At 64.0% G+C, this 20,097-nt stretch carries 19 protein-coding genes; 3 read left to right on the plus strand and 16 right to left on the minus strand.

The genetic code is table 11. The features are described 5' to 3' along the window. Window positions 1-351: 351 nt before the first annotated feature. Window positions 352-1,341, plus strand: coding sequence for an OmpA family protein (locus tag H7A19_18370; protein MCP5476798.1), 990 nt, complete (start codon window positions 352-354; stop codon window positions 1,339-1,341). A 450-nt stretch (window positions 1,342-1,791) separates the two neighbouring features. Here H7A19_18370 and H7A19_18375 read toward each other — a convergent pair whose 3' ends face one another. The 7 genes from H7A19_18375 to H7A19_18405 all read right to left on the minus strand — a co-directional run bounded on the left by H7A19_18375 (window position 1,792) and on the right by H7A19_18405 (window position 8,569). Then, window positions 1,792-3,342, minus strand: coding sequence for a phospholipase D family protein (locus H7A19_18375; GenBank protein ID MCP5476799.1), 1,551 nt, complete (start codon window positions 3,340-3,342; stop codon window positions 1,792-1,794). A gap of 182 nt (window positions 3,343-3,524) precedes the next feature. After that, window positions 3,525-3,698 (minus strand): hypothetical protein, encoded by a 174-nt coding sequence (locus H7A19_18380; protein MCP5476800.1) that lies wholly within the window; start codon window positions 3,696-3,698, stop codon window positions 3,525-3,527. Window positions 3,699-3,863: 165 nt separating this feature from the next. Further along, window positions 3,864-4,682 (minus strand): BON domain-containing protein, encoded by an 819-nt coding sequence (locus H7A19_18385; GenBank protein ID MCP5476801.1) that lies wholly within the window; start codon window positions 4,680-4,682, stop codon window positions 3,864-3,866. Between the two features lie 94 nt (window positions 4,683-4,776). Next, entirely contained in the window at window positions 4,777-5,034 is a 258-nt protein-coding gene (locus tag H7A19_18390) for a hypothetical protein (GenBank protein MCP5476802.1), read from the minus strand. Between the two features lie 330 nt (window positions 5,035-5,364). Next, the gene (locus H7A19_18395) at window positions 5,365-6,120 is read right to left on the minus strand and encodes a Crp/Fnr family transcriptional regulator (protein MCP5476803.1); all 756 of its coding nucleotides are present in this window, start codon (window positions 6,118-6,120) and stop codon (window positions 5,365-5,367) included. Continuing rightward, complete coding sequence (locus tag H7A19_18400; GenBank protein MCP5476804.1) at window positions 6,117-6,959, minus strand: response regulator; 843 nt, start codon at window positions 6,957-6,959, stop codon at window positions 6,117-6,119. The genes H7A19_18395 and H7A19_18400 overlap by 4 nt, the downstream gene beginning before the upstream one ends. Next, window positions 6,956-8,569: a response regulator gene (locus tag H7A19_18405; GenBank protein MCP5476805.1), complete on the minus strand. Its 1,614-nt coding sequence runs from the start codon at window positions 8,567-8,569 to the stop codon at window positions 6,956-6,958. Before H7A19_18405 ends, H7A19_18400 begins: the two co-directional genes overlap by 4 nt. 195 nt (window positions 8,570-8,764) lie before the next feature. Here H7A19_18405 and H7A19_18410 point away from each other — a divergent pair, with 195 nt between their 5' ends. Beyond that, the gene (locus H7A19_18410; protein MCP5476806.1) at window positions 8,765-9,241 is read left to right on the plus strand and encodes a glycine zipper 2TM domain-containing protein; all 477 of its coding nucleotides are present in this window, start codon (window positions 8,765-8,767) and stop codon (window positions 9,239-9,241) included. Window positions 9,242-9,791: 550 nt separating this feature from the next. On the opposite strand, the gene H7A19_18415 is transcribed toward H7A19_18410, so the two are convergent. Then, the gene (locus tag H7A19_18415; protein MCP5476807.1) at window positions 9,792-9,944 is read right to left on the minus strand and encodes a DUF3096 domain-containing protein; all 153 of its coding nucleotides are present in this window, start codon (window positions 9,942-9,944) and stop codon (window positions 9,792-9,794) included. 167 nt (window positions 9,945-10,111) lie between these two features. On the opposite strand from H7A19_18415, the gene H7A19_18420 reads away from it, so the two are divergent. Continuing rightward, entirely contained in the window at window positions 10,112-10,399 is a 288-nt protein-coding gene (locus H7A19_18420) for a hypothetical protein (GenBank protein ID MCP5476808.1), read from the plus strand. A gap of 96 nt (window positions 10,400-10,495) precedes the next feature. Here the strand turns inward: H7A19_18420 and H7A19_18425 are convergent, their stop codons facing one another. The 8 genes from H7A19_18425 to H7A19_18460 form a co-directional block, all read right to left on the minus strand. Continuing rightward, window positions 10,496-11,407, minus strand: a complete 912-nt coding sequence (locus H7A19_18425; protein MCP5476809.1) for a hypothetical protein — start codon at window positions 11,405-11,407, stop codon at window positions 10,496-10,498. A 351-nt stretch (window positions 11,408-11,758) separates the two neighbouring features. Then, window positions 11,759-13,873, minus strand: a complete 2,115-nt coding sequence (locus tag H7A19_18430) for a tetratricopeptide repeat protein (GenBank protein ID MCP5476810.1) — start codon at window positions 13,871-13,873, stop codon at window positions 11,759-11,761. A 176-nt stretch (window positions 13,874-14,049) separates the two neighbouring features. Then, window positions 14,050-15,903 carry a hypothetical protein gene (locus H7A19_18435; GenBank protein MCP5476811.1) on the minus strand — a complete coding sequence of 618 codons (1,854 nt, stop codon included), beginning with the start codon at window positions 15,901-15,903 and terminating at the stop codon, window positions 14,050-14,052. A gap of 4 nt (window positions 15,904-15,907) precedes the next feature. Further along, complete coding sequence (locus tag H7A19_18440; GenBank protein ID MCP5476812.1) at window positions 15,908-16,333, minus strand: PIN domain-containing protein; 426 nt, start codon at window positions 16,331-16,333, stop codon at window positions 15,908-15,910. Further along, window positions 16,333-16,560, minus strand: coding sequence for a hypothetical protein (locus H7A19_18445; protein ID MCP5476813.1), 228 nt, complete (start codon window positions 16,558-16,560; stop codon window positions 16,333-16,335). The genes H7A19_18440 and H7A19_18445 overlap by 1 nt, the downstream gene beginning before the upstream one ends. 49 nt (window positions 16,561-16,609) lie before the next feature. Further along, window positions 16,610-16,870: a hypothetical protein gene (locus H7A19_18450; GenBank protein MCP5476814.1), complete on the minus strand. Its 261-nt coding sequence runs from the start codon at window positions 16,868-16,870 to the stop codon at window positions 16,610-16,612. 505 nt (window positions 16,871-17,375) lie between these two features. Beyond that, window positions 17,376-19,262: a hypothetical protein gene (locus H7A19_18455; GenBank protein MCP5476815.1), complete on the minus strand. Its 1,887-nt coding sequence runs from the start codon at window positions 19,260-19,262 to the stop codon at window positions 17,376-17,378. Then, window positions 19,259-20,032, minus strand: a complete 774-nt coding sequence (locus H7A19_18460; GenBank protein ID MCP5476816.1) for a hypothetical protein — start codon at window positions 20,030-20,032, stop codon at window positions 19,259-19,261. Before H7A19_18460 ends, H7A19_18455 begins: the two co-directional genes overlap by 4 nt. Window positions 20,033-20,097 lie beyond the last annotated feature (65 nt).

Consider the following 20,097-nt stretch of genomic DNA (forward strand, 5'->3'; position numbering starts at 1 on the left):
CCAGGCGGGTTCATGGCTCGTAGGCAGTGTCGGGTCGAAACAGGTGGCTCGCAATGACGCCGGTTCCAGGCCTTTGTAGCTCCAGACAAGTCTGGACCTACCAGAGCGCGACACCCCGTAGCCTTTTCCCGTGCCCCGTGCCCCGTGCCCCGTGCCCCGTGCCCCGTGCCCCTTCCCCAGCCCCTTATGCGCGTCAGCGTACAGAGCTCGCCGACGTGGTCCATCAGACTGCGATCAGCAAAGGACTTGCAAATCACGCGGCTCGCATGAGTGCGGGGCAGCCCTGCGCCCGGCAGAGCCTGTCCGAAGAAACCAATAACAACCGTCACCTACGCCATTCCAGGAATCATCATGAACAAATTGCTTCTATGCAGCACCCTCGCCGCGATCATCGCCGTGCCCTTGACCGCCAGCGCCGCGCCGCGTGAGCAGGGCCAGTGGTATCTGTCGCCCAAGGTCGGTTACGGCTGGGCCGACGAGGATCGTCTGACCAGCAATGGTGGATACCTCGGACTGGGTCTGGGTTATGTTTTCCGCGACAACTGGACCTTCGAAGGCGAATTTGGCTACAACCGCTATGACAGCGACGTCGGCGCAGGCCAGCCGCTGGAATGGCGTCAGCTGAGCGTCACCGGTGCGGTGCGCTATCTGATGGACTTCGACCAGGCCCATCCCTATTTCGGCATCGCCATCGGCGCCGGTCGCAACGAGCTGCGCGGTACCAACAGCGATGAATGGGGCTACCAGGTCGGCCCCATCGCCGGCTTCGAGTGGGACATCAGCGACCACGGCGCAATCCGCTTCGAACTCGGGCACAAATACACCGACTATGACAACGGCCTGATCAAGACCGGCTACTGGGACACCACCGCCAGCGTGGGCTACACCCACTACTTCGGTGCGGTCCAGCAATCGCGTCCGGAGCCGATGCCGGCTTCGCCGCCGATGCCGGTCGAGCCGACGCCGGCGCCCGCTCCGGTTGAGCCGCCGGCGCGTCCGCTGCCGGTCTCGATCACGCTGAACGGCGTCAACTTCGACTTCGACAAGTGCACGCTGCGCAACGATGCGCTTGCCATCCTCGATGAAGCGGTGCGGGTCCTCAACGGCAATGAGATCCGCGTCGAAATCGCCGGTCACACCGATTCGGTGGGTACCGATCAGTACAACGAGAAGCTGTCGCAGTGCCGCGCCACGGTCGTCGCCGATTATCTCAGCGGCCACGGCGTCAGCGGCGCCAAGATCTCGGCGGTCAATGGTTATGGTGAGTCCAGGCCCATCGATACCAACGACACCGCTGAAGGCCGTGCGCGCAACCGCCGTACCGAACTCAACGTGCAGTAAGTCAGCGACCCACCCGACCAGCAAGGTCGGGTGGGTTTGCCGTCAAGCAAAGCCCGGCCTCGTGCCGGGCTTCTTGTGGTTCGTAGAGGGGCGTATGCCGGCGCTTGTGGAACGCGCATTCGGCGCCGGCGGAGGGGTGCGCAAGTGCCGCAGCTGTGGAGGGCGCCGCGCCGCGGCGCCGCTTTGCTCTCCCCAGACATCAGGAGCGGCCGCGCAGGCGCGCGTCCCTCGGCGAAGCCGCTTCGCTCTTGTAGCCCGAAGTGCGCGCAGCGCTCTCCGGGCGGTGACGCGAAAGAGCCCCGGTGAGCCGCTGCGCGGCACACCAGGCTACGCACAGCTGACGAGTCCATGGCCCGTGGGCAGTTTCGGGACGGTGCAGGTGGCTCGCCATGACCCATCGTCAAGCGACCAGAGCTGCAGCCTGATGCCGCAACCCAAGCGCCACACCCATCAGAGCTGACTTTCGATCGGCAGCAGGCTTGCCAGTGCGGCCTGCAACCGGCGACTGGCGCTGGCGGAGGGTTCACGGTCCTGCACGCGCTGATGGCCCGCGTCGATATCGGTCCAGATCAGGCGGTTGCGTCGCAGCGACAATCGATAGCTGCGCAGCGGATCCATGGCCTGCTGGAAATCGGCCAGCACGCTGGCGGCAAAGACGGGGTCGTCGATCAGTACCGCCATTTCGGTGTTGATCGAGGTCGAGCGCGGATCGAAATTGTAGGATCCGATCAGCGCATGGCGGCCGTCGACCACCACTGCCTTGGTATGCAGGCTGGATCGTGAATAGCCGCCCAGGAGTCGGCGGATACGACTCGCCGCGCTGGTCGGTTTCAGTTCGTGAATGCTGATGCCCGCCCGCAGCAGACGCTTGCGGTAGCGGGAGTAGCCGCCATGGACGATGGGCACATCGGTAGCGTCCAGCGAATTGGTCAACACGCTCACCGCCACGCCGCGCGCGGCCATGTCCATCAGCCAGCGGGCACCGTCCTTGCCCGGCACGAAGTAGGGCGAGACCAGCACGAACTCATGCTCGGCCTGGTCGCCCATGCGTCTGACCGCTGCGGCAACCCCGACCAGCGGTCGGGCCGGCATTCTGCCCTTGTCCGGGGGATCGGTGATGATCTCCACCGCCGCGCCAATGGGATCACCCACCCCGACCAGCTTCTTTTCGCCAACCCGGCCATCGGCAATCCACTCACGCATCGGGCTCGCCGACAGCACTGCCTGACGCTTGCGCTCAAGCTCGGCCTGCGCCTCGGCCAGGGAGCCCGTCAGTGGCTGCGGATGAATCCGGGCGATCGGAATTGCCATCGGCGAGTTCCAGTAGCCATCGAAGGCCAGGCTGGCCGCAGGTACCGCGGCGCCCATCACCAGCACACCGAGATCGCGAAAATTGAATTCCTCGCCCAGATCGAAATAGGCATCGCCGACATTGCGACCGCCGACCAGGGCGACCTGACCGTCGGCAATCCAGGCCTTGTTGTGCATACGCCGATTCGGGCGCATGCCGGTGAACACCATTTCGGCGATATTGCCCGGCACCGAGTCACGGCTGCGCAGTGGATTGAAGTTGCGGATTTCCAGATTCGGGTGCGAGTCAATGATCGCCATGCTGGCGTCCAGATGACGCACGAAGGCATCGTCGACCAACAGGCGCACGCGCACGCCGCGGTCTGCCGCGCGCAGCAGCTCGCTGGTCAGCAACTGGCCGCTGTCATCATCGCTCCAGGCGAAGTACATCAGGTCCAGACTGCTGACCGTGGCGTCGGTGGTGCGCATGCGCATCAGCAGCTCGGCCGAGTTAGATCGCAACAATCGATAGCTGGATTGTTCCGGCGTCATTTGCAGGTCGGCGACCCGATCGAACAGCGGCCCGACGGTGGTCCGCGGCAGCGCCAGCTCCAGCAGCTGGGGTTCGCGCCGCTGGAATGCGGCACAAGCGCCGAGCAGCAACGCAGCACAGGCCAGTAGCAGGCGCGCCGATCGGGAACAGGTGTGCATGTTTGATTTTTCCAAGGCGCCGGGCGGACTGCAGTTGCGCCGCGCCGGCTGGTCAGCCGGGATCAATATCAGAAGCCCGGGCGTCGATCTGTCCGCCAGCGCACCGAGCCCCGCACAAGCTGGCAGACGTCAGCGTGTCCTTGCCCGCAACGCAGACCAGGTGACCTGCGGTGAAGCCGGTCTCAGCTGGGCGGGTCTTTCTGTCGGGTGGCGCCGACGGCGGCGAGGATGGATGCACCCACCGCGATGATGGCGCCGACCACGATCCAGTGTGTCGGTATGGCGGCGAGTACGGCACCGTAGATGAGGCCACTGATCAGGATCAGGGCACCCACAAGATAGATTCCGAAAGACATTGCACGCTCCTCGATTGAGCCCGCAGTGTGTGCGGATGGCGGCTAAAGCTCGGTGCGATGGCGCACCCAGACAGCACAACGGCGCGATCCGGAGATCGCGCCGCGGCTTGAATCCAGGGACCGCCTGCGAGTGACCGCTGGCAGAACCGCCCTGGCCATGCCGTATCAGCTGGAGTGCTTGAGCTCAGCTGACACGACACTCTTGACGCCGCGCACATTGCCGGCCAGTTCGATGGCCAGTGCCTGCTCGGCGCCGCTGTCCACGGTACCGCGCAGGGTGACCACACCGCCGGCGGTGCTGACCTGGATGTCCGAGCCGTCGACGTTGGTCGAGTAGCCAAAGGTCGATTTCACCTTCATCGTGATCCAGGCGTCGGCGACGTCCTGCATGGCGCTGGTGTCGGTGTTCGGCTTGTTGCTGGCCTCGACGACCAGCTGGTTGTCAACCGAGCGCACGCCTTGGGTATTGCGGGCCAGGCTGCCGGCAGCGTTCCTGGCCGCCACGGTTTCTGCCGTGCCCTTGAGCTTGACCCGACCCCAGGTGGTGTCGACGTCGGTAGTCAGGCCGCTGGCGTGCTTGCTCCACAGCAGCTTGTTCTTGATCGCTGCGGTGATGCTGGCGTCGTCGACCACATCGCCGAAACTGCGCTCTGCGCTGCGCGCTGGCTGGTCGTAATCGGCCTGGACCACAATCTGGTTATCCACGTCCTTGATGCCGTTGACGCCGAGCGCGATCTGCTGGGCCAGATCCTTGTTGACGTCCTCTGCGACCTTGCCGGTCAGCGTGGCGTGGCCGTTGTCCACGGTCACCCCGAGGTCCATCGCCCGCAGATAGGGACTGAGGGCGTAGCTGGTCGAGATCTGCGATTCCTGGCGGGCGTTGGTCAGGTCCTGGGCAGCGTCGGCAAAGACCGGGCTGGTGAACGAGATCAGGACGACAGAGATTGCCGCGGCTAGAGTCAGGGTACGAAGTTTCTGATACATGGTGATGCTCCAATGGTGTGCTTGGGGAAGAGTGGAACGGCGGCAGCCCGACTCGATGTCGGTCCGCAGCCGGTGTGTGCGTTGAAGTCAACGATCAGGGACTGCTCTTGCGCGGCGGCTGACTCATCAGCCCGTCGTCGCCGGCGGCAGCGCGCAGTGGTTCAGCGCGGCCACCGAGGCCGGGCACCAGCGTGATCGGCATACGGCTCTCCGGCTCGTGAGCCACGCGATCGACCGATGACGGCCCGGCCGGGCTGGTCGCGCCCTGGCCATGGCGGGCGAAGACCGAGGTGTACTGGTTGACGCCGGCGCGCGGGATCCGGCCGATGCGGGTGCTACTGTCGTTGTTCATGGTGGCTGCCTGGGGATCTCGCCGAGTCAGCGAGCAGATCACACCGTAGGCGCATGGACGCGCCTGGTCGGTGCGCTGGGACACGCTGGTAGCGGGGAACGGGGCACGGGACAGGGTGGAACGGGGGCGAGCACTGGTAGGTCCAGACTTGTCTGGACGCTCTTCCCAAGGGCAGAAGCGTCCAGACGAGTCTGGACCTACAGAAGCCAACGCCAAGCCGGGCGTAGCGCGGCTCCGGCGCGCGCGGATCGTGGGCTTGCCGGATCAGCAGATCGCGCCGGCGGCCGCGAGGAAGCCTGCCGGGCGGCCGCGGCTCGCTCCGGGCCAGATTCAGCTGTCCCTGGTCACCGGACTAGGCAGCGTGTCCTGACGGTACTGCACATCGGACAGCAATCGGTGCAGTTCCTTGCGCACCACGAAGTAGCACTCGCAGGCGCGGGTTTCCAGGCCGGCGCGATCGATCACCGTGATATGCCCGCGGCGGTAGCGGATGTAGCCCAGTTCCTGAAGATGGCCGGCGGCTTCGGTGATGCCCTCGCGGCGCACGCCGAGCATGCTGCCGAGCAGCTCCTGGGTCATCACCAACTCCGCCGAAGCCGAACGGTCCAGCGTCAGCAACAGCCAGCGGCTGAGCTGCTGTTCCACCAGATGGTGGCGGTTGCAGGCGGCGGTCTGGGCGATCTGGGTGATCAGCGCCTGGGTATAGCGCAGCAACAGCCGCTGCAGCACATCGTAGCGATTGAACTCTTCCTTGAGCGAACGCGCGTCCAGGCGGTAGGCATGGCCGGCGGTCTGGACCACGGCAGAACTGGGCGTACTGTCGCCGCCCATGAACAGGGAAATGCCGACGATGCCCTCGTTGCCCACCCCAGCAGCCTCGGCCGACGCACCAGTGGCCATCACGTAGTGCAGGGACACGATCGAGGTCGTCGGGAAGTACGCGTGCTGCATCTGACTGCCGGGCTCGTAGAGCATCTTGCCCAGCGGCAGAAACACCAGTTCCAGTCTTCCTGCGAGGCGCTCGAACTCGGCGGTCGGCAGGGCCGCCAGCAGATGGTTCTGGTTGGGGCTGTGGTCGACGCTCATCGGGCTACCGTCTGCAGGTCGCCGGTGGTGATCTCGACGCCAATGCCGCGGTAACCCACGTATCTGCAATCGGCGTTGAACATCGGCTCACCACTGACTCGATACTGCTGGCGCGTACCATCCGGGCGCACCCGGCTGAAGACGAAATCCAGAAAGGGCTGGCGCGCCGCGATGGCCGCTCGCAGCAGATCACGTTGCGCCTCGTCCCAGCCTTCTGATGCAGGCATCGCGGTCGCGGCTTCCTGATCGGCATTCAGCCCCAGCAACTCCAGTGCCGGGCCGTAGATCCGGGTGAACCTGCCGCCGTCATCTTGCTCCCAGTACCAGTCGGATGCCAGCTCGGTCAGGCTGCGATAGCGGGCTTCGCTCTGGCGCAGCTCGGCGGTACGTTCGGCTACCACCTGTTCCAGATGTCGATTGTTCTGCTCGATCTTCCGGTACAACAAGCGCACCTCCAACATGTTGCGTATCCGAGTCCGGGCCTCGATCAGATCGAAAGGCTTGGCGATGAAGTCCTTGGCACCGGCCTGTAACGCCCGCAACTTGTGCCCGGGCTGCGCCGTGAACACGATCACCGGCAGATAGTCATTGTTCATGCCGGACTTCAGCGCGTCCATCACCGCAAAGCCATCCATCTCGGGCATCTGCAGATCAAGCAGTATCAGATCGAAATGCCGGGCCAGATGCAGCTGGCAGACCTGCGATGGATCCAGAGTGGAGCTCACCTCACTGTAGCCGCTGTCGGCCAGCAGCTGTTCCAGCAGTTCGACATTGGCCGGTTGATCATCAACGATCAGGATTCGGGCAGCGAGGATCTCGGCCGCTTCGATGATCTTCATTGCGCTGCGCCAGCGACATGGGGCGAGAGTTTCTTGGCCTGCAGCAATGCCAGATCCAGCGTTTCCATGAATTCAGTGACCTTGATCGGCTTGGTGAGATAGCGGAAGAATCCGGCAGCGAGGCCGCGCCGGATGTCGCTGGGCATGGCACTGGCGCTGAGGGCGATCACCGGGATGTGCGTGGTCAGCGGGTCCTCGATCAGCATCTGCAGCGCCCTGATGCCGCTGATGCCGGGCAGATTGATGTCCATCAGGATGACATCGGGGTGGGCACCGCGCGCCAGTTCGATGCCGCGGGTGCCATCGCGCGCAGTCAGCAGACAAATGTCGGGGCGGCGCTCGATCAGGTCTTCGACCAGCATCAGATTGGCCGGATTGTCTTCCACATACAGCAGGGTGTTGATGCGCCCTTCGCCGGAAGGACGCACCAGCAGCGGACCATCCGCTGGCGCGGCGCAGGGCTGAACCCCCTCGGAGACGTCCAGCTCCACCCAGAAGGTGCTGCCGGCAGCTTCGACGGAGTCGACGCCGATGCGGCCGCCCATCAGTTCCACCAGGCGTTTGGTCATCACCAGACCGATGCCGGTGCCCTCCTCGACACTGGCTTCCTGCCCCAGGCGATTGAAGGGCTGGAACAGCTGCGTCTGCTGCCTGGCGGACAGCCCCGGGCCGCTGTCGCGCACACTGATGCGCACCCGACCTTCGCCGCCCATGACCCAGGAGACCACGACAAAGCCCTGGGCCTGATTGTATTTCACGGCATTGGACAGCAGATTGATCAGCACCTGCTTGATGCGCGTGCGATCGGCGATGACCGAGAAATCCTCATCCAGGTTCGCGAAGGTGACGCTGACGCCGCGCTTCTGCGCCTGCGCTTCGATCATGGCCTGGCATTCCAGCATGACCTCCGCCAGCGAGACCGGCTCCATCGACAAGGACAGCTTGCCGGACTCGACCAGCGACAGATCGAGAATCTCGTTGATCAACTCCAGCAGATACCAACCCGCTCGCAGGATCTGGTCCACACTGCGTCGCTGTCCTGGCGTGGGTTCGGGCGTACCGGACTCGATCAGCTGGGCAAACCCAAGGATGGCGCTGAGTGGCGTGCGCAGTTCATGGCTCATGCCTGACAGAAAATCAGACTTGGCCTGATTGGCGGCTTCGGCGGCGGCCATGGCCTGCTTGAGTTGTGACTCTGCTCTCTTGCGGGCTGAATTGTCGGTGCCGATCAGCAGATAGCCGATCAGTTCGCCGCTGTCATCGCGCAAGGCCGTGATCGATACGATGGCCGGAAAACGGCTCCGGTCCTTGCAGATGTAGGTCAGCTCGTAGATGTCTTCGATGCCGCGCGAGGCCTTGTAGGCCAGCGCCTGAAAGCCGGGCAGGATGCTCGTGCCCAACTCCTCGCTGAGCGCATCGGCTCGCGCCCGAACCTCGGCCGGGTCGTGCAGATCACTGGGCGTGCACCGATTGACCACCTCATTGGCGCGATAGCCGAGCATGCGTTCGGCACCGACATTGAACAGCTGGATGATGCCGCGCTCGTCGGTGGCGATGATCGAAAAGCTGGGACTGGTCAGAATGGCCTGCTGCAGCGCGCCGGCCTTCATCAATGCTTGCTGTCGTTGGGAGGTACTGGCCCGGTGAGGCACGGAGATTCCACGCTGGGGTCTGAATCCCGACGCTGACACCCTGACGCTGAATGGTCTGTGCGCCAGCACGCTTTCGCCTGGGTGCGCTGGCGCACAGATTCAGTCGATGCGAGGCTGCAAGCTGGGCGCCAGTCCACGAAACTAGGAACAACCATGAGAACTCAACTCTCGACATTCACCGTCGCGGCGCTGCTGGCGCTTTCGGCAGTTGCTTTCGTCAGCCCTGCGGATGCCGGCCATCGACATCCACAGGAGCGCCATGACCGTGATGGTCGCCGCGAGATCTGCCAGGAATGTGGCACCGTGCGCGACATCTCCAGAATCAGCAGCGGATCACGCCGAAGCAACACGGGCGCCATCGTCGTTGGTGCCCTGATCGGCGGCGCGCTCGGCAACCAGGTCGGCAAGGGTGATGGCCGCAAGGCCGCCACGGTCGCCGGCGCGGTCGCCGGTGGTGTGGTCGGCAACCAGGTGTCGCGCGACAAGCATCGCAAGACCATCTACCGCATCAGCGTGCGCATGGACAACGGTCGCGTCTACAGCTTCGACCAGGGCAGTTCCAACCACATGCGCCCGGGTTCGCGGGTGGTGGTACAGGGTGGTCGGGTTTACCCGGCAGATCAGCGCTAGCCCGCATTTCTCACACCTGCGCGAGCAGATGCTCCCAATCTTCTAGTGATAAAAGGGGATTCCGAGGCACGCACCAGTCACAGATGAACCGGCAGCCGCTTTGACCTAGGTCCAGATCGCTGCGTTGCTCCTCCTCGCAATGGAATCACCATTCCTCGTCGTCGCGCCTTGCGCTAGTCGCAAAGCAAGAGACAGGACTTAGGCCGAGGGTGCCGCGCTGCGGCCTAAGTCCCGCACCATTGCGAGGCATCTTTTTCCCCGGTGAAATGCCCATAAGACATGAACCTCCACCGTCATTCCCGCGAAAGCGGGAATCCAGTCCGATTCCCCTGGATTCCCGCTTTCGCGGGAATGACGACTTGTTCAGAGACTCCGTAATCGCCGTTAGTTTTCAAAATCAATCACTTACGATATCTGTTCATGGAAAGCGCAGCAAAGCAATCCAGACTTGCCGTTTCAAGAGCAATGGATTGCTTCGTCACTTCGTTCCTCGCAATGACGCATCAACAAATGCCTCCGAAATATCCAGAGGCCCGTTGTCTTGCCGCCGTCAATGCATGTTCAGCGAGCCACCGAACAAGCCCAGCAGGCCGATCACGATCAGGTAGATCGCGACGATGTAGTTCAGCAGGCGCGGCTGCACCAGGATCAGGATGCCAGCGACCAGTGCCAGCAATGGGGCAATGCTGATGTTGAGGTTCATGGTGATTCCATGGGGTGGTGGGTGGATCCCGATCACACACCCTGGGCGCCGGCCAGGTCGGTGCGTCAGCGCACCGATCCAGACGCCCGGCACTGTACGTCAACGTACAGACCCCAACTGTGCGGTCGGCGAGGATGCAAGGCCTAGCCACCGCAGGAACAAAGCCCATGACCAGTCGCGACCAATACGTCGAGAAGATGAAAGCGCAAATCGACAAGCTCAACCAGAGCATGACCGAGCTGGAAGTCAAGGCCAGGGAAGCCAGTGACGAGGCCCGCGTGAAATACGACGAGCAGATCAGCAAGATCCAGGATCAGTCGAAGGCGGCCATGGCCAAACTCGACGACATGACGGCTGCCGGCAGCGATACCTGGGATGCCATGGTGGCCGAGATGGAAAAGGTGCGCGATGCCTTCGTGCATTCCTTCAGCTACTTCAAGTCGCAGATCAAGTAGTCGAGAGAATTCCCACCCCGAGGCTTCCAAGGCTGGACGCGCGCATCGGGGCGGCTGTTTGGCCCCGTACTCCCGCCAGGACGACATCGGAACGGCTCAGAAGGGCTTGCCCGAAGGCAAGGGTGTCAGCTGGGTACCGGGCTTGGGTGTGTGCGTCACGGTCCAGTAGCTCAGGCCGGCAATCGCCAATAGCGCTGCGATCAGGATGACCAGCGCCGAGCGCCATGCCGCAAATCGCGCCGGTCTTGCCGCGGCTGACACAGCCGCGCTGCTGGCAGCGCTCTCTGCGCTCACGGCACGCCAGGCTTCGGCGATTGCCGTGTCCAGCGCCTTGAGGGGGCCCGTGCGCTGCGCCCCCGACGCCAGATCGATCAGAAAACGGTCCAGATCCAGGTCCAGCGTCACCGCCATGTGGCCGGGCTGCCGGTAACGACGCATCAGCAGCAGAAGCTGATGGTGATCCGGGAACTCAACCTTCACATCCCAGTCGCTGCCCATCAGATCGAGCAGGCACCGACCCGTTCGGGTATCGATCACGCGCGGCGAATCCACCCAGTGGGTGTTGGCCCATTCGCAGGCGAGCGTTTCCACCCGGATCGAACCGCAGGGCGACAGTTGCGTCGTCACTGGCGCCTGGGGATCGGGAGCGCTCCGCACCATCACTGCCGGCACCGCGCTGGCAGCGGCACCGGATGGAACCAGAGGCCCCGCTTCCTTGCGCAGCAGGCCTCGCACATACCAGCCAAGCGCAAATCCAGATCCCGACAGGATCAGCCACGGCAAGCCCCCGAAAACGGCGATGTACATGAAGCCGGTGAACGCCAGTTCCAGGGTGTTCGGCTGCGCCGGACGCGTCAGCAACTCCCACAGAATCATGATCAGCAGCACCGCCACCGGCGACAGCAACCACAACACCATGCCCAGCCACAGCCGCGCCCGCGGCAGAGCCAGCACCAGCAGCGCCGGCGTCAAGATCAGCACCGCCAGGCCCAACCAGCCATTGTTCATCCGCTGTCCTCGCGTTTCCCGGTCGCTCGCGCGAAGTCGCCTGCGCCGGGCATGCTCTGGACACGCAGAGAGGCGCGCCGATGGGACGCCCGATCAGAGTCAACCGGGCGACACCCGCGTGCGCTCGCGAAGGACACTCACTGCGGCCCCTCGGTGTGGATGCCGCGCACGAAATCGGCGTCACCCAAGCGGCGACAGGTGGGTAGCCCGGGCAAGCCGCAGTCGCACCCGGGACGGTGTGCTGGAAAGCGCCAGGTGCGCTCGCTTACCTGGGCTACTCCCTCTGCTGTATCGATCAGGCGCCGGCCATGGGGATCCCGTGGCTGTGCTTGATCGCGGACCGAAAGCCACTCACTGACCTTTTCCCGCAGCCCACTGCCGATAACGCGCCTCCAGCGCCAGATAGCGCGGCTGCTCACGGATCGAGTCCAGCCCCGGTGCGACCGAGAACCAGATCCAGGCATGCGGTCCGAAAACGGCAGCAATCTCTTCCAGATAGTCGAGCGCGCGCGCGGGATCGCCGGCGCGGGCGAAGGCGACGGCCAGCGAACGCTTGACGCCGCGCGAGCCCCAGACATCGCGTGGCGCGTTGCGCAGGTAGTCGGCCTCGGCGGCGCGCACGCCTTCGAGATCGCCCATCAGCCCCGGCAGGTCGCAAGGCTGATAGTAGGCATTGCCCAGCCAGCGCGAAGGATAGGGGTCGCTGCGCTCTGCCATGCGTGCCTGGATTTCGGCGAGCAGCTGATCCGCTTCAGCCTGTTGCCCCATCACCAGCAGGGACTCGGCCTTCGTCAGCGCGTAAGTCTCCGGAAAATCGCCCGGGCTGCGCTGGTCCTCGGGCCACAATGCCGGTGACAGCGCGTAGGCGATGCGTTCCGGATCGCGACTTTCCATGGCCACTTCGGCTGGCGCGGTCACGAAATTGGCCAGGGGCCCATCGATGGTCGCCCAGGCACCGTCGGTGTCGCCGCTCCAGCGGTGGATCCAGATTTCCCGAATCCGGCTGACATCGCCCAGATCTCTGGCCCGCTGCAGCCAGGCTTTGGCAGCTTGAACATCTCCGCGTGCCAACAGGGAATTCTCGATCAGCGAATTGATGACATCCAGCGCCTGCGGATCAATGGCCAGGGAACGTTCAAAGGCCGTTGTGGAGTCATCGAAGCGACCGTCGCGGCGGGCCACGTAGGCGCGATATTCCCAGGCCTCGGCATGTTCGGGCACGCGAGCCAGTATTTGCTGCAGTGTGCCCTCGGCTGCCGCGTAGTCGAGCTTGGCGTAATAGAACTCGATGGCCTGCGCCAGCAGTGTGTCGATCGAGTCTGGTGCCAGCCGTTGCGCTGCAATCACGCTCTCATGCGCATCCTCGCGCAAGGAACGCGGCCCGATCGCCAGCCAGAAGGTCACCAGTTGCACCTGCGCCTTGCGGGCATAGGCCTCGGCGAAGTCGGGATCAAGCGCAATGGCGCGATCGAACTCGGCGATCGCCTGTCTTGAGCGTTCCGCAGACAGCGCCGAGGCGCCTGACAACAGTTTGCCGCGCAAAAAGGCCTCGTAGGCTTGCAGGTTTTGCGTGGAGCCCGCCCGCAAGGCGCTGGATTCTTCCGGACTCAGGACCACCTGCAGCGCACTGGCCACCGCATGGGCAATATCGGCCTGGATGGCGAAGATGGTCTCGGTGGTGAGCTTGCGATCGTAGTTCTCGGCCCACAGATGAACATCGCTGACGCCATCGATCAGCTGCACGTTGACCCGCACATTGTCACCAGCGCGCTGTATGGCGCCTTCCAGTACCACCGCCGCGCCCAGTTCCGCGGCGATTTGCGGAATGGTCTTGGTGGTATCGGCGTAATGCATCATCGAGGTGCGCGAGATCACCTTCAGCGCGCCCAGTTTCGACAACTGGGTGAGCAGATCGTCGTGCACGCCTTCGGCAAAATAGGCGTCTTCAGCGCGCGCGCTGCGATTGCGGAAGGGCAGCACGGCTACCAGCTGGGTGCCGGATGTCGCGGCCACGGCCGGTTTGGCCGGATCCGCTGCCGTCGCCATGGCTGCCGTTGTTGTCTGATCGGTCTGTTCTGTCGGCGGTGCCGTGGTTGCCGTTGGCGGCCCAGCTGCGTTCTCGCGCGGCCAGTAGCGATCCGCGGCGACCACGGCAATTGCAGCCACCAGACCGACCAGAATCAGGCGATCCATACGCTGGGCAGTCTGCGGCGCAACCGATCGCGTGGGGTCAACGTCCGAATCGCGCTTGAGGCCATCCGGGGTCAGCTCGAACACCCAGCTGAACACCAGCGCCGGGAGGAAGCCAATGGCCAGCAACACCACCAGCGCCTGCAGCACCCAGTCTGGCGTGTGGAAGATCGGCAGCAGCGTCTCGGCGATCTGCACGACCAGCCAGGCTCCCACCAGATACAGCCCGGCCATGCGGAAGACGTTGCGGCGCTTGAGTTCGGCGAGCAGGCTCAAGGGGTGGATTCTCGATCAGCGCAGGGCGATTGGCGCGATCTTACCTTGCCGGTGCCATTTGTGAGTCCGCGCGCCTGCGCGGCCGCTGTTGATCCGAGGTCAGCACCAGTCAGAGCGGCGCTTGAATTCGTCGGTGAAGTTCGGTCGCTTCGCGGCTGCGACTTCGCGTCGCTCGATCATGGTTTGCCACCACCACAATCCAGGTGATCACCGTCAGGCGCGTTGACCCGCCGACAGCCGGGCGGATAGCCGCGCTGTTCCCAAAGCTCGATCAGTCCGTACATCCCGGCCACGGTCCAGAACCGCGGGTCTTCGCGCAGGTGGCGGGTCGACGGCAGCCACATCGCGCGCAGCATCCACCCGGCAAGGGCTACCTCAAGCGTGCTCGCGCGCGCTTGGAAAAACCAATCGAACACGCGCTCGCCCATGCCCAGGGGAATCAAATCTTCAGCTGGCCCTTGCACATTCCGCAGCGCCAGATAGTCAGCGGATTTTGCGGGGTCAGCCAGCGCAACCAGCCACGCGGATCGCTGCGCCTCGGTGAGGTCTGGCGAGGCAGGTTGTGACAGCAGCTGCGAGCGCGCCAGTTCCGCCGCCTGCTGGTGCAGCCCGCTGGCACCCAGCTCGACCAGCTGCACCCAAAAGCCTTGATTCCAGCCGTTGGCCGCGCCGGCACGCGCGCTGACCTCGCCCTGCGCGCTGCGACCCGCTGAGAAATAGGCCTGAGCCAGCACGCCGTTGTTGATGCCGACCAGCGGGTCCATCAGCACGGCACGCTCCAGGACGCCGATCGCCTCGTCAACATACCCCGCCTCAAACAGCTTCTGACCCAGCCACAGTACCGGCGTTGAATCGTTCGTGCTGAGGGCAGCCGCGCGCTCGAGCAGTTCAATGGCCTGCACCTGATCGGCATCCTTGGTGTGCAGCTGCCCCTGGATGGCCAGCACCATCGGATGATCCGGACTCAAAGCAGCGGCACGCGCAATCGCCGTCCTGGCATCTGCCCGGGTCTGTGACGCTGGCAACTCAGGCGCGTAGCTGGAGGCCACGAAGTTGACGGCAGCGAGGTAGATCCAGGCCTCGGCGAAGTCCGGATCCTGCGTCGCCGCATACTCGAGATCGGCCAGGGCTTCAGGCAATTCAGCGCGCCGATGAAAGCGCGCCCGACCCCTCAGAAAGCGCTCATAGGCGCCGAGATCAGCCGTCGGCGCAGCGACGGACAGGCGTTTGGTGCCCAGCAGGCCACCCAGCTCGGCGGCGATCGACTCGGCGATCTCCTGCTGGATCTCGAAGATGTCGGTGAGCTCGCGGTCGTAGGTCTGCGACCACAGATGGCCGTCGCTGCCGGCGTTGATCAGCTGCGCAGTGATGCGCACGCGCTGGCCTTGCTTGCGCACCGAGCCTTCGAGCACATGGCGCACGCCCAGCAGCCGGGCGATTTCCGGGATCGGCGTGTCCTTGCCCTTGAAGGTAAACGAGGAGGTGCGCGAGGCCACCTTCAGGCCGTCGATGCGTGACAGCACATTGAGCAGTTCCTCGGCGATGCCGTCGGCGAAATATTCGTTGTCGGCATCCGGGCTCATGTTGAGAAAGGGCAGCACCGCGACAGAAGCCTTGGCTGACATTTCTGCAGACTCAGGCACGACGTCTGGCTTGCCGCTGTCTTCAACAGACAATGGCGGTGCAGTTTCCGGTACGGGTCGCCACAGCATCAGCACACCGATGCCGAGCAGCAACACAATGATGGCGATATCCAGCTTGCGTGCGCTGTGCACTGCCGCGCCGCTGGAATGATCCACCTCGACATCGCGTTTGACGCCTTCCGGCGTCAGCTCGAAGACCCAGCTGAAGATCAGCGCGGGAATGAAACCGATCGCCAGCAGGATGATGACCGCGCGCAACACCCAACCGGGCACATCGAATGCCGGCAGCAGGGTTTCCGCAATCTGGATGATCAGCCAGGCGCCGACCAGATACAGCCCGGCCATGCGGAAGACGTTGCGGCGCTTGAGTTCGGCGAGCAGCTTCATGCCATCAACCTGCAGCGGGCAAAAATGGATTGCACACGGTCAAGTTGCCAAACTGACGGCCGTGGCTCAGATCTTCACTGAATAATCGCTCGCACCCGGCTCGCAACGCCGCTTCAACGATCAGCGCATCAAACCACGACAGTTGTTCGCGGTGCGCCAATTCATGTGCATCCAGCACCAGTGCGGTATCGCTGGACAGTACTTCAAATTGGGCCAATGCGTTCAAGGCTGCGCGCGTGTCTTCTTGTGGCATCGGTGGTTTGAGTTTGCGAGCAAGTACCGAGCGCAGTTCAATCAGAACCTGCGTACTCAGCACAATATCGTGCTCGCTGGCTACCTCGCGCAGCCAATCGCCGATTCGGCGAGATTTTTCTGGTTCGCGTTGATCCAGCCGATACACCCAAAGGTTGGTATCAATGAATACGCGCATCAGCGTTCGTTTAGCTCATCGCGCGACCAGTTTTGTTCGCTACCCGATTTGCTGCGCGCGGCAACGGCATCCAGAGCATCCAGCGCCTCAAAACGGCGGCGCTTGGCATCCACGTAGCGCGATAGATAATCACGCACCAAGGCATTCACCGAGGTGTGGTCTCGCAAGGCCGCTTCGCGCGCTTGCTGTAGCAGCGAGTCATCCAAACTCAAGGTTAGATTGGCCATACATGGGCTCCTGTTGACACAGGATCAGTGTAGCACGGGGTTTTGGTGTTCAGCCATGCGGATAACAGTCCGGCGCTTGAGCGCGGCAAGCGGGCCCGGCCGCGCAGGCGAGGACGGGTTCGGCGCCTCGCTCATGTTCCGTGCTTGCCTGATCGGCTGCCTTGGCTTTATCGCGGCCTTGATGGGCGTGGTTGATGTATGCAGCAGCCATTTCCTGGCGCTCGAATGCGTAGGCCCAGGCTTGCGCCAGCGTGTCCTCAAACAGGGCCGTCGCGATCTGCAGTGCAAGGTCCTCCTGAATCTCGATCATGCCGGCGACATCGCGATCGTAGGTCTGCGACCACAGATGAAAGCCATCGGCCGCGCGCAGCTTCGCTGTCGCGTTTCAAGCCCTCAGGCGTCAGCTCAAACACCCAGGAAATGACCAGCGCGGGGATAAAGCCGATCGCCAGCAAAATAACAATCGTGCGCGCGACCCAATCGGGCGCGCCGAACATCGGCAAGATCGTGTCGGCCACCTGCGTGATCAACTCGGCGATCCCGGGGCACGGGGTGAGGAGGGATGCGCGCCTGTGCGGCCGTTGTTGCTTCGGGCCAGCACGTAGCAGAGCGGCGCCGCAGGCGCGGCGCCCTCGCGGCGCTTGAGGATTTGGAGCGGCGACGATGCACCTTGGAGTGCGCGGGCCTGACCGCGCTTTGCCCCTCGCTCTGAGTGTCGGTGATCGCAAGAATGCGGGTTTCAGAGCCAGGAGCACAGCGGCGTCAGGCCGCCGCACTCCAAAGACGCCGGGGAGCTGCTGCGCCGCACCCGCGGCCTACGGTGGCGGTTTGCTCGCTGCGGCACCCTCGTCGCACTCGAAATCGTCTGCGCCCACGGCCCGGCACTGCGGCGGATAGCCCTGTGCGCGCCAGTAGGCCGGTACCCCCATGCGTTCCAGAATGCGCTTGAAGGCCGGTGACGCGCGCAGGCCTTCGTATACCGGGTCCCAGTGCTCGATGGTGGTGGAGGTCAAGTACTCGGTCTCTGCCGCCACCGGGTAGTCACGCAGTATCAGGCCCCACCAGAATGGTCCCCGGGGGTTGACCGGATGGCGCTTGATCAGCGCGCGGGTATCAGGCGGCGCTTTGCCCGTGGTGATCAGCGCGACCACGGCCTGCTGGATCTCGACCGGCCAGTCCTGTTCACGCATCAGCAGACGTGCAGCGAAGGTATCGCCGCGACGAATCAGGGCTTCCACGAAACTGTTGCCGCGGTTGCGGCTGAAACCCCGGGCCATGCCTTGTTCGTACAGGCGCAGTCCGGCATCGGTGTCGCCCTGGTAGAGAAGGCCAACGGCCTTCCAGCGCAGGCAGTTCTCGTAGGCCGGATCGATGGCCAGGCAGGCGTCGAAATCAGCGACGGCGCGCTCGAGAAAACCCAGAGTGACCCAGTCTATACCGCGCCAGAGAAAGGCCGTGGCATTGCGGGGATCGGCTTCGATGGCGCGGTCCAGCAGCTTGAGTGCGTTGGCAAAATCGATGGGCATCGCATTGGCGATCACCAGTGAGCGCGCGGCCCACGGCATCGACAGCGTGGGGTCGAGGGCCAGCGCACGCTCGGCCGCCTGCGTGGACCGGGTCAGCAGCGCAGGCTGGTCCAGGCCCGGGTAGCTGTTGGACCAGTCCACGATCACCGCGCTGACCGCGGCCAGGCCTTCCCAGCCGCGGGCAAAGTTCGGGTCCAGCGCCACCGCACGTTCGAACAGGCGCACCGATTCGTCCAGTCGGGTGCGGGCGATGAACAGCTCGCGGCCCTTGAGATAGAGCTGGTAGGCATCCAGATTGGCGGTGTCGGCGCGCACCTGCACCACCGGCTGCGCATCGCCGACGCCCAGTGTGCCGCGCAAGGCGCCGACGATGGCCTTGGCGATCTCGTCCTGGATGGCAAAGATGTCAGTCAGCTCGCGGTCAAAGGTTTCCGACCACAGATGACGGTCGCTCGCGGTATCGATCAACTGCGCGGTGATGCGCACCCGGTTGCCGGACTTGCGCACGCTGCCTTCCAGCACATGCCTTACCTTCAGCTCCGCGCCGATCGCCGTGGCGCTCAACTCACGTCCCTTGTAGGCGAAGGAGGAGGTGCGCGAAGCCACGCTCAGTCCCTCGACGCGCACCAGCACATTGAGCAGCTCTTCCGAGATGCCGTCGGAGAAGTACTCGTTGTCGGCATCGGCGCTCATGTTGACGAAGGGCAGCACGGCGATCGAATTCGGGTCGGTCTTGGTCTCCGTACCGGCAGGCGGCGGTGCATCAGCAACCGTTGCGGTGGTAGCCGATGCCGGCTGAGCGACGGACTCGGACCCAGCCCCTGGCCGCTCCCTCGGCCAATACCGATCCGCCGCAATCACCGCGATCAATGCCAGCAAACCGGCGAAGATCAGCCGGTCCATGCGCTGTCCGGTCTGGCTGGCGATGGATTGCGCTGGCGTCACCTCGGCATCGCGCTTGAGCCCCTCGGGAGTCAGTTCGAACACCCAGCTGAACACCAGAGCGGGAATGAAGCCGATGGCCAGCAACACCACCAGCGCCTGCAGCACCCAATCGGGGGTGTGGAAGATCGGCAGCAGGGTCTCGGCGATCTGGATGATCAGCCAGGCACCGACCAGATACAGCCCGGCCATGCGGAAGACGTTGCGACGCTTGAGTTCGGCCAGAAGGCTCATCGGCCGAGCTCCTCGCCGATACGCCGGGCGAGCTGTTCGGCGGACACCTGATGGTGGCTGATCAGCACGGTCATCACCTCCAGGTTGGTGATCCAGAATCGCAGCTCGGACAGCAGCCTGGGGTCCGCGAGGTAGCTGTCCAGCACCACTTGAGCCGCGGACTCCGGCATCGGCGATTCGCATGCGATCAGCACTTGTTCGTCTGCACCGGGCGTCTGGTGGCAGCTTTGCCAGATCCAGTCCGAGGCCACCCTCGGCGTGAGTCCGCGTACCAGCTTGCGGTATTCGGGCTCGGTCCGAAACAGGAAATTCGCGGCGGGACCAGCGCCTCTGACATAGTAATCGGCCAGCGCGGTGCGCAGGTCCGCACTGCGAAACAAGCCGAGCTCGCCGGCACTGACCAGTTCCCGGTAAGTGGTGTCCATCGGCACGTAGGGAAACAACTGGCTGGCCTGATAGAACGACAGCAGGGTCTGCCATGCCGAGCCTTCGCGTTTCTCGCCGGTTTCGGCATAACGAATGGCGACGCGCCCGTGATCGGCGACCTCCCGCCAGAACACGACGCGCCGCTGAAGCGATCCGCGATCGCTTTCCAGGTCGCTGGCGATGCGCTCGAGGTTCTCCTGTGCCCGTTGTGCGTCGTTTCTCGACTCGTTCCAGTTGGCCACCTGGATACCGAGAAACACGCCGACGACCAGCAGCACAAACTCGATGCTGATCGCGGTCCAGTTCTGTTCGCGCAGATTGTGGGCGAAGTGGCGAAGGATCACGGCGCCAGCTCCTCGGTCAGCCGATATATGCGTTCCGCTGTCTGCGACGCGACCGACGCGCTGGC

The sequence above is a fragment of the Rhodanobacteraceae bacterium genome, from assembly GCA_024234055.1.
Classification (GTDB): domain Bacteria; phylum Pseudomonadota; class Gammaproteobacteria; order Xanthomonadales; family SZUA-5; genus JADKFD01.